This is a genomic window from Parapedobacter lycopersici, assembly GCF_024643285.1.
Classification (GTDB): domain Bacteria; phylum Bacteroidota; class Bacteroidia; order Sphingobacteriales; family Sphingobacteriaceae; genus Parapedobacter; species Parapedobacter lycopersici.
In genome coordinates this window covers 61,405-76,010 of record NZ_JAMSLW010000003.1, presented here as the reverse complement: position 1 = coordinate 76,010, position 14,606 = coordinate 61,405, and the positions used below count along the sequence as shown (strand labels likewise).

The window sequence follows — 14,606 nt, the reverse complement described above, 5'->3', positions numbered from 1 at the left end:
GGGATGGATTTGTAAGATTTACACCTTGTCAAGCGGCTTCCGCTTTTCTTCCCTGATCTGTTTGAAATGGCTTGGGGTCAGCCCCGTGACTTTCTTGAATTGGTTGCTTAAATAGGCGACGCTGGAATAGTTCAGGCGAAAGGCAATTTCGCTCAGGGACAGTTCATCGTATACCAAAAGTTCTTTCACCTTTTCTATCTTCTGGGCAATGAAGTATTTCTCGATGGTGGTGCCCTCCACTTCCGAGAACAGGTTGGACAGGTAATTGTAATCGTGATTGAGCTTGTCGGCCAGCACATCGGAAAGGTTGGATTTCAACCCACTTTCCTGATGATGCACCAAGTCAATAATGACATTTTTTATCTTTTCAATGGTCCGGCCCTTTCGATCGTCAATCACCTGAAACCCCAGTGGCACCAGTGTCTTTTCAAGGCCATCCCTTTCGTCCGTGGTCAGCTCCCTGGCAAGCGTCACTTCGCCCAGTTTTATATTTTTAACGGCAATGTCCAGTTTGTCCAGCTCGTTCTGCACCACTAAAATGCACCGGTCACAGACCATGTTTTTTATGAATAGCGTATCCATGTTTTCGTTGCGGCAAAATTCAGTACTTAACTTCGTTAAGCAAATTTACGATTAAAAGTTCAATCCGGACGGAACCCGTTACGCTGACGGAAAATTGCGGAACTGGAGGCGGTGCGGAAAGAACTGCTGGATGGGAAACGTGCCTGCGAGGGCCGTTCGGGTGTGCTCAAAACCCTGGACGCTGCATGCCCGGTTTTTAAAAACTGAGCAGCAGCCGGGGTTGACCAACGATTCCGTGTGAATGAGTACAGATTTACTGTTGATATAACGCGTTGATGAGATTAAATTCCCCACTGGATATCGATTCGGTGTTGCCGTTGAATCCGTTGGGCACGTCCAACCCATAGATTGTAGGTGCAGAAAACGTGCCTTTGATACGATATAACCGTTTCTGATTGCCGTCATCGTTGTCGTTTCCTACTTCGAAATCCGTGATGGTGACCATACCGGCGTCGGGCAATAAAGGCGTATCATCATCCATGGATTCCGGAAAAACGGAAACATATTGGTCCGGTGTGCCATTAACTGCGTATACCCAAGCGGAAGATACTCCCGCTGTATTGAGTTTCCTTACATCTGCGATGATCGGATAGGTTCCTTTAGGATTCGAAAACTTATCTGCCGGCAGGTGTAGCTGGATGGTAATGCCGTTAGGGTCCGATCCCGTAAGCCCTACCAACTCAACGTAGTAAAACGGTACGCCCGTATGCTCGTCAATTTCCATAACTGGCGACTCAATAAAGAACAGATGACCGGGGGTATTTGTTGCTTTCCATTCAGCTCCGGCTATTTCCATCTTGAAGTACTGGCTGGTCGTAACACCGGCATAGCAAGGGCTTTCCTTATCCTCGGGATCGCAGTTATTTTCGTCTTTGGAGCACGAGACCAGCACGATCGCCACGAGGCAAAGTCCCATTGTTTTGAATGTCTTTGTGATTGTGTTCATAATCTGTCATTTAGTGGATGTATTTATTTCTATTTGAAGGCAACCGGCATGGCTGCCCGCTGTTATCCGTTCTGTGAAGCAAAGTTACCGCGACCGTGTTCCCTACGATACCCCCTAAAGGGGGTTTTTATCCCGCATGGATATCGCTACCTTTGCTATACGATAAACCAAACCAGTTATATAGATCGCATGACAAAAGGACTTCTACAGCAAAGCATACGGCAGGTGTTCCGTTTCGCACTAAACCTGGTTTTGGCAGGATCACCGTTCATCGGTCTCGGTCAGTCACTGGATTCCCTGGAACGGGCACTGGCCACGAAAAGGCTTACGGATAGTGAAAAGATCCGATTATACCAGGATTTATCAAAAGGGTATGTCAGGGAAGATATATCCAAGTCACTGCACTTTGCTAAAACAGGATTGGACTTAGCACTTCAAACCGGCGATGAGCAAATGGAAGGCGCATTTTATCAAAATCTGGGTGCGGCTTATATGATGAAGTCCGCCGATGATTCAGCCGAATTTTATTTAGAAAAAGCGTTGCCCATTGCGCTGAGGCACGGAGCAACACAAGAAGCAGGCGTGTATCGACTCTACGGCAGCCTTTACGTTTCCCAAAACAGGTATGACGCGGCGATGGATTACTTTAAAAAATCAGCCGTTATACTTGAAAAGACGGATAACGGTTATGAGCTCTGCGAAATATATGCTCGCATAGGTGGTATTTATCGGCTGTTGAAGAATAACGACCAAGCGCTGACCTATTACAAGCAGGCAGCGCAGCTGGCTATGGAAAGTGGAAATAAGGAGGAACTGGCTTCCATATACACCGACCTGGGTGCCCTATATCGCGGGCAGGAAAAGCCCAAAGAAGAATCGATTCGACCGATTGAACAGGCGCTCAACATCTATCGGGAACTTGGCAATAAGTCCGGTGAAAGTAGAACATTGGCCGTTTTGGCGAGTGCCTATAACTATTATGGAGATTATGATGCGGCCTTGCCCATTGCACAACAGGCACTGCAGCGGGCCGAAGCCGCCGGGCTCTGGGGTCTGGCGACCAGCAGCGCCACGATATTAACTGCCATCTATTATTATTCAGGCAACTACAGCGAATGCATCGCGACCGGATTAAAGGTACTGCAAATGGATTCGACAGATGTAAACATGACCAAACATGCATATATCCACCTTTCACTTGCATATGGACGATTGGGGCGTATCGATTCCATGGAACATTATGTAAACGAATTTGTTACGGCGCTTGAAACGCAGCATAACGAGACATTTCACCGTGCATTTTCCGAAATGGAAGTCAAATATGAGACCGAAAAGAAATCCTTGCAGATCGGTGCACTCGAAAAGCAACGGCGATTGTATTTGTGGCTTGGTGTCGCCGGGGGCATCGTTCTCCTGATCGCGCTGGCGTTCGCTGTCATGCGTTATCGGCTGGCCGTCAGTAGGAGAAAGTTAGCCGAAGAAGCGGCACAGCGGCTGGAGCAGGAAAAACAGCTGGTGGCAGTACATGCCACACTTGACGGCGAAGCGGCCGAGCGTACGCGCCTGGCAAAAGACCTGCACGATGGGCTGGGCAGCATGTTGTCGTTGGTGAAATTCAACCTGCCACAGGTGAATGGCGACGCGGTACTGGAAGCGGTGGACGTTTCCCGCTTCCAGAAGGCATTGGGCATGCTCGACGACTCGATACAGGAACTTCGCCGCGTCGCGCACCACATGATGCCCGAATCATTGCTGCGCTATGGGCTGAAGGTTTCCCTGTCGGATTTCTGCGCCGCCATCCCGACAGCTAGTTTCCATTATTTCGGGGATGAGGCCCGGCTGCCTGGAAAACTGGAGATCATGGTCTATCGCTGTGTTCATGAGCTGGTCAATAATGCATTGAAACATGCCGGGGCAACGCAGATTAACGTGCAATTGGTACAGGAAAACGACCGGCTTTCCTTCACGGTACAGGATAATGGTAGCGGGTTTGACCAAAAGACGGTAACCGAAGGAATGGGATTACAGAATATCCGCCAGCGGGTGGCCGCTTTCCAGGGTAAAATGGACTGCTATTCCTCCGCACAGGGAACAGAAATACACGTAGAACTGGAACTGACAAAAAATGGACAGCATGATTAGGGTAGTCATTGTAGACGACCATAAGATCCTGACCGAAGGGTTAAAGGGACTGATCGACGGATCCGGATCGGCTATCGTGGTCGGTGTGGCGCATAGTGCTGCCGAATGCCGGCTTTCCTTAGGCTTTTGGAAACCGGATGTGCTGCTGCTTGATGTGGGGTTGCCGGATATCAGTGGCCTGGATTTCTGTAAAGAAGTGAAAACACAATTTCCGGCGATCAACGTGTTAGCGCTGACTACACACGATGAATACAGCATTGTACGACAGATGCTGGACAATGGCGCTTCGGGCTACCTCATCAAGAACGCAATGACCGAAGAAGTACTGGCGGGGATACAGGCTGTTGCCGCTGGCGGCACATTCCTTTGCCATGAAGTGGATTTGCTATTGAAACGGCCACGGGAAAAGCACATCTGGCTTACGGAGCGTGAACGCGAACTGCTGAAGTTGATTGCCGAGGGACTAACCAACGGTGAAATTGCCGACCGGATCTTTTTAAGTCCGGAGACCATTAAAAGCTACCGGAAAAACCTGCTGCTGAAACTGGATGCAAAAAATACAGCCGTACTCGTCAGGATCGCCATCGAGCAAAAGCTGATCGGCTAAACGGCAACGGACAACACTTTTTAAGGTAACGCCACATAACGAAACGGTTTTTTCGGAACGATGGGTAACGGTATGTATCCAGCCGCATTTTTGTGCCCTTATAACGGGATGCTGATGTGATTGATTTTCATTTTTCCTTGTTTTCGTGGATTGCCTGGAACAAAAGTACGTGATAACTTTGTTCATACATCGGTTGGGGTATGAAACGGAAAATACAAACTATTACACTCATTCTGGTAGCATTGCTCGGCGTTTCGTCGTGCAGTAAAAACGATGGTGCTGATCCCGGCAATGAAAATGGCAGAAATGGGAATCTGACTGGTAAACTCATATACACCTTTACCGGAAACGTATATCAACTGGATCTGCAGACAAACCGGCAGAGCACTTACTTCACATTCAATACATATGGCTTCAATTATTGGGACATGAGCCGGGACGAACAGTTCAGGCTGACCAGCGAACGAGAAGCCGGTGTATTTGACGCCGCCAAAATCACGTTAATACACAATTCGGATGGAACGGTCGCCGATGAATTCGACTACGTTTCACCGAAGGGTACGGATACAGACGTAAAGGCACTGCTCTCGCCCGATAATAAAAAAGTACTGTACAGCCCGACGTTGGACAATGGTATCGTCATAACCGATTTAGACGGGAATGTACTGATTCACTTGGAAGCGGTGGATACCGAAGCGGGACCTGTGACGTTTGGAATTAACGACGAGGTGCTCTGGCTTCCCGGCAACCGTGTTGTATTTACGTTAGGCGACCGGTATATATTCCGATCCGACCCGCCCTATACAAGCCTCACGTTGGTAAAAGAGATGCCCTACACGCTATGGGGCAACCTGCGGGTAAACAAGCAGGGCACACAGCTTGCCATGATGGTGAGCAACCATATATACGTGATGGATGTGGACGGAAATGATTTACGGCAGGTCACGGAAAGCAATGACGGGGAAATCCACGCTGACTTCTCCCCCGATGGGAAACACCTGCTGGTAGCAAAAAAAATCGGACCTACGTTCTTTTACTGGAACCTCGCCATCATCCCCAACGATGGACAGGTGTATAATATGGATAATGACGAAGCGGTTATCGTCATACAACCCGACGGGGAAGAGATCCTTCCAGCGGTTGATGGCGCTACATTCTGGATTGAATGACCGTATAGGGATGCTTTTCTATGGCTGACACCACCTTTCTTCAGTCTATTCTATATACCTCTTCAATTAACATACCCAAGGCAGGCACGGTTGACAGCGTAGGTATTCAAGAACATGGACTTTGCTTCTGTAAGGGCAATGGACTTTCAAAGTAAACGCTTCAATGAATAGGAAAAGTTTTGGCTAACTTGGATTTTCGGATTAATAAGGAAAGAATTGCCCGCTCGCAGTTAAATTATTTTAGCAAGTCAAGTACTTTTTCCGCGGGCCGCGCAATGATGGCGTTGCCATTATGGACAACAATCGGTCTTTCAATAAGTATGGGGTGCGCTAATAATATAGCGATCCATTGCTCATCAGTAAAATGCCGTCCTTCATATTTTTCTTTGAATATTAATTCGTTTTTCCGTACAATTTCAAAGGGAGACATCTTTAGCATATCGAGTATATTAATTAATTCTTCCTTTTTCGGGGTATCTTGCAGGTAATGTATTACCTGAGGTTCAATTCCATGATCGGTTAGCAACGCCAATGCACAGCTGCTTTTGCTACATTGTGGATTGTGGTATATTTTCATGATTCCCTAAATTTAATCAATCAAACCGCTGGATGGTATGCAATAAGTCAGATCGTAAGCGACCTCGGTTCATGCTGGACCAAAACAAGAAAAGCCCGACCTAAGTCGAGCTTTTCTCCGTCGGGGTGGCAGGATTCGAACCTACGACCTCCTGCTCCCAAAGCAGGCGCGATACCGGGCTACGCTACACCCCGAACAGGCTCCTTTATGTTTCGGCGACGCCCTTTCCCCTCTTTGCATCCTGGCCGCCTTTCCCGTAAAGGTTTGCAAAGGTAAAAATTAAATTCAAATTGCAAAAACAAGTTCACTATTCTTTTTTGAAAAACGCTTTCGGTATTCAAAAAATATTCACTAATATTGCAACTCGATTTTTACGGGATAATAATCGTCATTAATTACTCAAAATCATGGATTTAGTAAAATTTGTAGAAGAACAGGCGGTAACAAAAAATGAGGTTCCCGCATTCAAGGCTGGGGATACTGTTAGCGTACACTATAAAATTCGCGAAGGAAATAAAGAGCGCGTTCAGGTTTATCAAGGTGTTGTGATCCAAATAAATAGCGTGAGCACCAACCAGACATTTACCGTACGTAAGATTTCCAATGGCGTAGGTGTTGAGCGTATTTTTCCGATCAACTCCCCTAACATTGAGAAGATTGAGGTAAACAGTTATGGCAAGGTACGTCGTGCAAAACTCTTTTATCTGCGTGGACTTACCGGTAAAGCTGCCCGTATCAAATCCAAGCGGTTTTAATACCTCGTTTGAAAGACATAAAAAAACCGGAATTCAACATTCCGGTTTTTTTATGTTCTGAAAACTGGCGGAAACTGCGCCATCAATCCCAATCAATGTTCCGGGACTGCCGGTTTGGTCTGCATCAGCTGATCAACCTGCTCCATTACGTCATCGGAGAGCAGCGGCAAAACCTCCAAAGCTTTTAGATTTTCTTCCAACTGGGTCGTTTTCGTCGCCCCCAGAATGGCACTGGTCACGTTAGGGTTCCGGATGCACCATGCGATGGCGAATGTAGCCAGCGATACACCCAGGTTGCCTGCAATAATCTGAAGCTGACGTACGGCCTCGAGCTTTTGCTCAGTATAAGACCGGTCTTTCAGCCACTCATAGCCTTCCAGGGCCAGCCGTGAACCGTCGGGAATACCATCGTTATATTTACCGGTGAGCAGGCCGGAAGCCAGTGGACTCCATATGGTGGTGCCCATACCGATATGATTGAAAATGGTCAGGTAATCGGCTTCCATCTTCTGTCTGTTAAACAGGTTGTACTCGGGCTGCTCCACTACCGGTCCTTCCAGTCCCAGCCGCTGTGCCGCCGCATGCGCTTCAACGATTTCGGGGGCACTCCACTCGCTAGTGCCCCAGTATAGGATCTTTCCCTGCTGAATCAGCGTGTTCATGGTGCGGACAACTTCCTCAATGGTGGTCTGTTTATCGGGGCGATGGCAATAGTAGAGATCCAGGTATTCTACCTGCAGCCGCTTAAGCGCACCGTGGCAGGCTTCGACCACGTGCTTCCGTCCGAGGCCACGCTGGTTGGGCTTATTTGCTTTTCCGTGCAGGCCGAAAAAGACCTTGCTTGACACAATGTATGTCGACCGGTCCCAGTTTTTGCCTTGCAATACCCGGCCCATCATGTACTCTGATTCCCCGCCGGCATACGTTTCGGCATTATCAAAAAAATTTATCCCGGCATCGTAGGCGATTCCCATCAGCCGGTCGCTGAGGCTGTCGTCCAACTGGGTGGAAAAGGTAACCCATGAGCCATAAGATAATACACTTAATTGCAGGCCTGAACGGCCCATTCTACGATATTCCATATTTTTCCTTTTGGTCCTTCAAACTTAGAAAAAAATTTTCCTATAAAAAGGTATACCTAAAGGAGTAATTAGCCGAATCGCGGGTTGATTTATTGTAATAACCCAGTATTTCCAGTTTCACATACTTGCCACCGGATGTCTTAATAAGGATTACCCGCCCGGGAATCGGGTTAATGCCGTGATTGGCCATATTATATTCGTACCATCCGTTTCCACTGCCGGTAGGAATTGCCTTTTCCTGCTGGGTATCGGTCCGGAAACCGGAAGACGGGTAAGCGTCCACCGACTCAAAGGTGACATCTTTCAGTAACTGGGCGGTTGTTTTGCCCGGTCCGCTGCTGCCGCCGTTTACCAGGATGGTCGTGCGTTCAAATGCAATATCCCAATCCTCCGAAGTCGACGGGGTTTCTTTACCCGTTTCAAAATCAAAATAAGCGGTCTTGGTCGCCGCGTCAACGCCGCTGATTGTTTTAACTTCCTGTGCCTGGGTCGCGGGGGCAAAAAACAGGAAAAGACCCGTAGTAACGGTAAATATGCTCATGGTGTTTTTCATGTGGCAAATATAACAGAAACCTTTTATTTATATTCAGTCCAAACAAGCGTTTTGTGAAAATGAGGCTCAGACCGGAAAGCCAGGGAGATTTTAGTTATTTTGCCGCCATGATATCGATACCCAACCTTAAGCACACAGTACAACTTACCTCGATTTGTTTTCTGTATGGAATAGGGCTGCTGCAGGCGCAACCAGCCGACGACCGTATTGGCCGGCTACTCCAGCCGCCTAACACCTATGTGATCTATCAAACGGCAGCGTCCATGGTCATCGATGGGAAACCGGATGAACCGGTATGGGAGAACGTGGCCTGGACAGCCCATTTTGTCGATATTGAAGGGGATATAAAACCCCGGCCATTACACAACACCCGGGTAAAAATGCTTTGGGATGAGCAGTTTTTATACATTTATGCCCAACTGGAAGAGCCCCACGTATGGGCTACACTGGACCAGCATGATGCCATTATTTTTCACGATAATGATTTCGAGGTGTTCATTAAAAATGCGGCTTACAAAAACCCGTATTATGAAATAGAAATAAATGCCCTGGGAACGGTATTCGATCTGTTTATGCCAACTACCTACCGGGTAGGCGGCAGTGCGCTCACGACATGGGATCTGAAGGGATTGCAGAAGGCGGTATACGTTTCGGGTACGCGGAATGATCCGGGGGACACCGATCAATTCTGGGCGGTGGAAATGGCTATCCCTTTCACCGATATTTCCCATTTTGGCCAACAGCAGGTTCCATCGGGTGAAGATGTATGGCGCATCAATTTCTCACGCGTGCAATGGCAGCATGAACTGGTGAATGGCGAATACCAACGCAAACAGGGACCGAATGGCCGCCCGTTACCCGAAAATAACTGGGTATGGTCGCCCCAGGGAGTCATTGACATGCATTATCCCGAGCGCTGGGGATACATTCGGTTTGACGACCGCACACCGGATTTGTCCCTGCCGACTACATTTGAAATCCCCAACCATGAAACGGTAAAGCAAAAGGCCTGGCTGGTTTTTTATCTGCAGCGGGCATACCGGCAACAGCATGGCAGTTATACCGCTGACCCGGAGGCGCTAAGCCGGTTATATCCCCAGTGGAGTGAAGTGTTCGGGGCGCATACCCTCCAGCTTACGGCCGGTGGCGACTGGTTTGTAGCCAAGGTACACGCAACGGAGGATAATTTATGTTTTTCGATTAATCAGCAGGGTGATATTCAGCCGTCAACGCCGGACAAATAACGACAAGCAAAATCTTTAGCCGAACTTCCAGAAAAAACGCTACCTTTGTATCCCGTACATTAACGTCATGTTTTTAGGCTTTTTAAGCTTAAAAAGCGTATAACAACCCAGATTTATGACTAAATATATTTTTGTTACGGGCGGCGTTACCTCGTCGTTGGGAAAAGGTATTATTTCTGCTTCCTTAGCAAAATTGCTACAGGCACGGGGTTACCGGGTAACCATACAAAAATTCGACCCTTATATTAACATTGACCCGGGTACGCTCAATCCATACGAGCATGGCGAATGTTATGTAACTGAAGACGGTGCGGAGACCGACCTGGACCTGGGCCATTACGAACGGTTCCTCAACACACCGACCTCGCAGGCCAATAACGTAACCACTGGACGTATTTACCAGCACGTAATCGAAAAGGAACGCCAGGGTGCATTTCTGGGTAAAACCGTACAGGTGGTTCCCCACATTACCGACGAAATAAAACGCCGGATGTGTTTGCTGGCCAACGATGGGCAATACGATATTATTATTACGGAACTCGGCGGTACGGTGGGCGACATTGAATCGTTGCCTTTTGTTGAGGCCGTACGTCAGCTGCGCTGGGAACTGGGAACCAATAATTCGCTGGTTATCCACCTGACCCTGGTGCCCTTCCTGGCCGCCGCAGGTGAGCTTAAAACAAAACCCACTCAGCACTCGGTTAAAACGCTGCTGGAGTATGGCGTTCAGCCCGACGTACTGGTATGCCGCACGGAGCATCACCTCTCTTCCGAAATACGAAAGAAACTGGCGCTTTTCTGCAACGTGAACATTAATGCGGTGGTGGAATCCATTGATGCGCCGTCAATTTATGATGTGCCCCTGCTGATGCTGAAAGAACAGCTGGATAAAACCGTGCTTACGAAACTGAAACTATCGACAAAGAACGATCCGGATCTGGCAAGCTGGAAGGCTTTCCTGGGTAAGCTAAAAAATCCGACGGAGGAGATCACCATCGGTCTGGTTGGGAAATATGTTGAACTGCCGGATGCCTATAAATCCATTAACGAGGCCTTTATTCATGCAGGTGCGGTTAATGAATGTAAGGTCCGGGTCAAATCGATTGCCGCGGAAAGCATTAATCCGGACAATGTCGCGGAGAAGCTAAAAAAACTATCGGGCGTTTTGGTAGCACCCGGTTTCGGTGAGCGGGGCCTGGACGGGAAACTGGTAGCCATCCGTTACATCCGGGAAAATCACATCCCCTTCTTCGGAATCTGCCTCGGCATGCAATGCGCCGTTATCGAATTTGGACGGAACGTGATGGGTCTCAAAAATGCCAACAGTTATGAGATGGACCAGCAAACCAAGCATCCGGTAATTGCGCTGATGGAAGCGCAGAAAAAGGTAACGGACATGGGCGGCACCATGCGTCTGGGGGCCTATGACTGTGAAGTCAAAAAAGGCACCAAGGCTGCCGCCATTTACGGAAAGGCCAAAATTTCGGAACGGCACCGGCACCGGTACGAATTCAATAACAAATACCTGGACCAGTATGAAAAAGCCGGAATGATCGCATCAGGCATCAACCCAGAAAACAACCTGGTTGAGATTGTCGAGCTCAAGGATCATCCTTTTTTCGTGGCCGGACAATTTCACCCGGAATTAAAATCAACAGTTGCGAATCCTCACCCACTTTTTGTTAGCTTTGTAGCCGCTTCTTTGGCTTATCATAAGGAAAAGAAACAGAAATAACTAAAAAGTGCGTTAACCCACTGACATAAAAATGGACAGAAATACACTGACAGGCCTTGTTTTGATATTTGTGATCATCGGAGCATCCGTGTTTTTGATGAAGCCTTCAGACGAAGAAATAAAACGGGAACAGCAATTACAGGATTCGCTTGCCCTGGTACGGAAAGGGCAGCAACCCGCAAGCACTACAGATACCGCAACCGTTAAGTTAACCACGGTAGTCGACTCGGCCGCTTTAGCCGGACCATTCGGCGGTGCCACCGTCGGTGAAGAGCGTATCGTTACCGTAGAAAATGAATTCATCAAGGCCCACATCAGTACGAAAGGCGGGCGCGTGAAAGCCGTGGAAGTGAAGGGCGAGCAGGCTTACGATGGCCAGCCATTGACCCTGCTTGGGGGCGAGCACACCAAATTTGGACTGTCTTTTTCGTCCGCCGGCAAGAACATCACCACGAACGACCTCTATTTTACACCCAGCGGTGGCAACATCCAGGTAGCTGGCCAGGACTCTGCGTCCGTTACGTTTCGCCTGACCTATGCCGAAAATCAATATATCGACTATATTTACTCCATTAGGGGCGACGACCATAACCTGGGACTGACGATCGTCACACGTGGATTGCAGGATGTAGTTGCACCGACAGAGAGCCGCCTCGTATTGAACATGGAAAGCCCGCTGTTGCAACAGGAAAAAGACATTAAGAATGAGCGCCAACGGTCCACATCCTACTACCGGCTGGCCAGCGGGGATGTAGATCACCTCAGCTTAACAAATGACGATGAGGAAGAGATTACCGAAAAGCTCGAGTGGGTATCATTTAAGCAACATTTCTTTTCCAGTGTACTGGTTTCTGAGAATGGCTTCAACGGCGGAAAAATCAATGTGTATACCACACCGGAGGACCGGATGGTGAAACTGATTTCCGGCAATCTTTACCTGGATTTCGCCCGGTCAGACGTGAATACGTATCCCCTGCATTTTTATTTCGGGCCCAACCAGTACAGTGTGCTGAAACGCCATGGATATAGCCTGGAAGATCAGGTTGACATGGGTTGGGGGCCAATGAAATGGATCAATCGGTTTATTACCATTCCGGTCTTTTCTTTCCTCGATGGGTTTCACCTGAGTTATGGTATTGTGATCCTGATCCTGACCATTATGCTCAAACTGGTGCTCTCTCCACTCACCTACCGCTCGTACGTATCCATGGCCAAAATGCGGGTGCTGAAGCCGGAAATGGATGAGATCAAGGAAAAGGTAGGACAGGACAACCCGGCCCTGCTGCAACAGGAATACCTTAAATTGTATAAACAGGCAGGGGTAAATCCCCTCGGGGGCTGTATTCCGCTGCTCCTGCAGATGCCCTTTACCATCGCGTTTTTCTTCTTTTTCCCTAACCTCTTTGAGCTCCGGGGTGAAAGTTTTCTTTGGGTGAAGGACCTTTCGACATACGATGCGCCCATCACCTTTCCCGCGATTTTCGGGGTTGACCACATCAGTTTGATGTGTATCCTGATGACCATAACCACGCTGATTTCCACCTGGTATAATAATTCCGTATCCGGTGCTACCGGTCAGATGAAGTACATCGGTTACTTTATGCCCCTGATTTTCCTCTTTGTATTGAACAGTTATCCGGCGGGGTTAAATTACTATTACTTCCTGTCGACGGTATTTACTTTCGGCCAGCAGGTTGTCATCCGCCAGATGATCAATGACGATAAAATACACGGCATTATCCAGGCAAACAAGCAAAAACCCCAGGCGCAGAAAAAATCCAAGTTCCAACAGCGGATGGAAGATTATATGCGCCAGCAGCAGGGTCAGGCTAAAGGAAAAGGCAAAAAATAAACCACCAGCTTCAGACAAATGCGCTGAAGCCGGTGATGGAACGACCTACGATCAGGGAGTTTATTTCCTTTGTTCCTTCGTACGAATAAATTGCTTCGGCATCTGCCAGAAAACGGGCGACATCATATTCCAGCAGGATGCCGTTGCCACCCATAACCTCACGGGCCTGGCTTACAATATCGCGCGTACGAAGGGTGCAGAACACCTTAGCCAGCGAAGCATGTTCATCCCGCAGCATGCCGCCGTCCTGCAGTTCAGAAAGCCGGTATACGAGTGTCTGCATGGCCGTCAGGTTCGACAACATTTCCACCAAATGGTTTTGAATTAATTGGAAAGAAGCGATTGGCCGTCCGAATTGCTGACGTTTGCGGGTATAATCCAATGCGCTTTCATAGGCTCCCCGGGCACAGCCGACCGCCATCCAGGCCACGCCTGCCCGGGTTAACTGCAGCACTTTGGCCGTATCTTTAAACGAATTGGCATGTGGCAGCCGGTCATCCTCAGCGACCACGCAGTCCGTTAACGTAATTAATCCGTTTTGCACGATGCGCAGCGCCATCTTGCCCTTGATTTTTTCCACCTCGAACCCCGGGGATCCTTTACGCACCAAAAAGCCCTTTACTTCCCCATCACCCAGATCTTTCGCCCAAATGACAACCACGTCGGCAAATGTGGCATTACCGATCCATTTTTTCTGTCCGTTAAGTACCCAGCCGCTTTCAGTCCTCCGGGCGGTAACCGTCAATCCCCCCGCCGCACCAGAGCCAACCTCCGGTTCGGTAAGCCCGAATGCACCAATCAGCTCCATGCGTTGCATGGCTGGCAGCCATTCCTGCTTTTGGGCTTCCGATCCGCACATATAGATCGATCCCATGGCAAGGCCGCTTTGGACACCAAAAAAGGTAGCTATGGAAGCATCTACCCGCGCCATTTCCATGGCAATAATACCCTCCATCAGGGAGGATCTTCCGGCACACCCATATCCTTCGAAGGTGAGCCCGCAGACGTTGAGCTCGGCCAGTTTGGGAATGATCTCGAACGGGAATTCGTCGCGCAGCCAATAATGATTAACCAGCGGGCGGATCTCCTGCTCCATAAAATCACGCACCTTAAGCTGCAGCGCACGGTCTTCTTCATTCAGTCGCAGGTCCAGTTCATAAAAATCGCCATTGATCGGTGGCAGTTCCTTCTTCTTTTTACCACCGTCAAGCATCTTCATCAGTCCGCTCAGCTGTTTGTCGTCCAGTTTGGAAAAAGCATCCATTACCTTCGGCAGGTCTACCTTACGTGCCAGTTTATCCAACTGCCCCAGATCAATGTTTTTGAACAGTTGATAGGCGTTTTTGATTTTCGAGAACATGA

13 protein-coding genes and 1 tRNA gene are annotated in these 14,606 nt (G+C 48.6%); 7 read left to right on the top strand and 7 right to left on the bottom strand.

The genetic code is table 11. From position 1 onward, the window contains the following. Positions 1-18: 18 nt before the first annotated feature. Both NEV57_RS07100 and NEV57_RS07095 read right to left on the bottom strand, forming a co-directional pair. Positions 19-582, bottom strand: coding sequence for a helix-turn-helix domain-containing protein (locus NEV57_RS07100; RefSeq protein ID WP_257657614.1), 564 nt, complete (start codon positions 580-582; stop codon positions 19-21). A gap of 253 nt (positions 583-835) precedes the next feature. Next, complete coding sequence (locus NEV57_RS07095) at positions 836-1,528, bottom strand: hypothetical protein (protein WP_257657613.1); 693 nt, start codon at positions 1,526-1,528, stop codon at positions 836-838. Positions 1,529-1,717: 189 nt separating this feature from the next. Between NEV57_RS07095 and NEV57_RS07090 the strand changes: the two genes are divergently transcribed. The 3 genes from NEV57_RS07090 to NEV57_RS07080 all read left to right on the top strand — a co-directional run bounded on the left by NEV57_RS07090 (position 1,718) and on the right by NEV57_RS07080 (position 5,446). Next, positions 1,718-3,670, top strand: coding sequence for a tetratricopeptide repeat-containing sensor histidine kinase (locus NEV57_RS07090; RefSeq protein WP_257657612.1), 1,953 nt, complete (start codon positions 1,718-1,720; stop codon positions 3,668-3,670). Further along, positions 3,663-4,277, top strand: coding sequence for a response regulator (locus tag NEV57_RS07085; protein ID WP_257657611.1), 615 nt, complete (start codon positions 3,663-3,665; stop codon positions 4,275-4,277). Before NEV57_RS07090 ends, NEV57_RS07085 begins: the two co-directional genes overlap by 8 nt. Before the next feature lie 200 nt (positions 4,278-4,477). Next, complete coding sequence (locus NEV57_RS07080; RefSeq protein ID WP_257657610.1) at positions 4,478-5,446, top strand: TolB-like translocation protein; 969 nt, start codon at positions 4,478-4,480, stop codon at positions 5,444-5,446. A gap of 235 nt (positions 5,447-5,681) precedes the next feature. Here the strand turns inward: NEV57_RS07080 and arsC are convergent, their stop codons facing one another. Both arsC and NEV57_RS07070 read right to left on the bottom strand, forming a co-directional pair. Next, entirely contained in the window at positions 5,682-6,023 is a 342-nt protein-coding gene (arsC, locus tag NEV57_RS07075) for an arsenate reductase (glutaredoxin) (RefSeq protein ID WP_257657609.1), read from the bottom strand. Between the two features lie 120 nt (positions 6,024-6,143). Beyond that, positions 6,144-6,217: transfer RNA gene (locus tag NEV57_RS07070), tRNA-Pro, on the bottom strand. Between the two features lie 213 nt (positions 6,218-6,430). Between NEV57_RS07070 and rplS the strand changes: the two genes are divergently transcribed. Then, on the top strand, positions 6,431-6,778 hold the full coding sequence (gene rplS, locus NEV57_RS07065; RefSeq protein WP_257657608.1) for a 50S ribosomal protein L19: 348 nt from the start codon (positions 6,431-6,433) through the stop codon (positions 6,776-6,778). 92 nt (positions 6,779-6,870) lie between these two features. On the opposite strand, the gene NEV57_RS07060 is transcribed toward rplS, so the two are convergent. Next, complete coding sequence (locus NEV57_RS07060) at positions 6,871-7,860, bottom strand: potassium channel beta subunit family protein (protein WP_257657607.1); 990 nt, start codon at positions 7,858-7,860, stop codon at positions 6,871-6,873. A gap of 40 nt (positions 7,861-7,900) precedes the next feature. Next, positions 7,901-8,401, bottom strand: a complete 501-nt coding sequence (locus NEV57_RS07055; RefSeq protein WP_257657606.1) for an HmuY family protein — start codon at positions 8,399-8,401, stop codon at positions 7,901-7,903. Between the two features lie 71 nt (positions 8,402-8,472). Here NEV57_RS07055 and NEV57_RS07050 point away from each other — a divergent pair, with 71 nt between their 5' ends. The 3 genes from NEV57_RS07050 to yidC all read left to right on the top strand — a co-directional run bounded on the left by NEV57_RS07050 (position 8,473) and on the right by yidC (position 13,244). Beyond that, positions 8,473-9,657 carry a carbohydrate-binding family 9-like protein gene (locus tag NEV57_RS07050; RefSeq protein WP_257657605.1) on the top strand — a complete coding sequence of 395 codons (1,185 nt, stop codon included), beginning with the start codon at positions 8,473-8,475 and terminating at the stop codon, positions 9,655-9,657. A 115-nt stretch (positions 9,658-9,772) separates the two neighbouring features. Continuing rightward, on the top strand, positions 9,773-11,392 hold the full coding sequence (gene pyrG / locus NEV57_RS07045) for a CTP synthase (RefSeq protein ID WP_257657604.1): 1,620 nt from the start codon (positions 9,773-9,775) through the stop codon (positions 11,390-11,392). A gap of 31 nt (positions 11,393-11,423) precedes the next feature. Continuing rightward, positions 11,424-13,244, top strand: a complete 1,821-nt coding sequence (yidC, locus tag NEV57_RS07040; protein ID WP_257657603.1) for a membrane protein insertase YidC — start codon at positions 11,424-11,426, stop codon at positions 13,242-13,244. A 10-nt stretch (positions 13,245-13,254) separates the two neighbouring features. Here yidC and NEV57_RS07035 read toward each other — a convergent pair whose 3' ends face one another. Beyond that, the gene (locus NEV57_RS07035) at positions 13,255-14,604 is read right to left on the bottom strand and encodes an acyl-CoA dehydrogenase family protein (RefSeq protein ID WP_257657602.1); all 1,350 of its coding nucleotides are present in this window, start codon (positions 14,602-14,604) and stop codon (positions 13,255-13,257) included. Between the last annotated feature and the right edge of the window lie 2 nt (positions 14,605-14,606).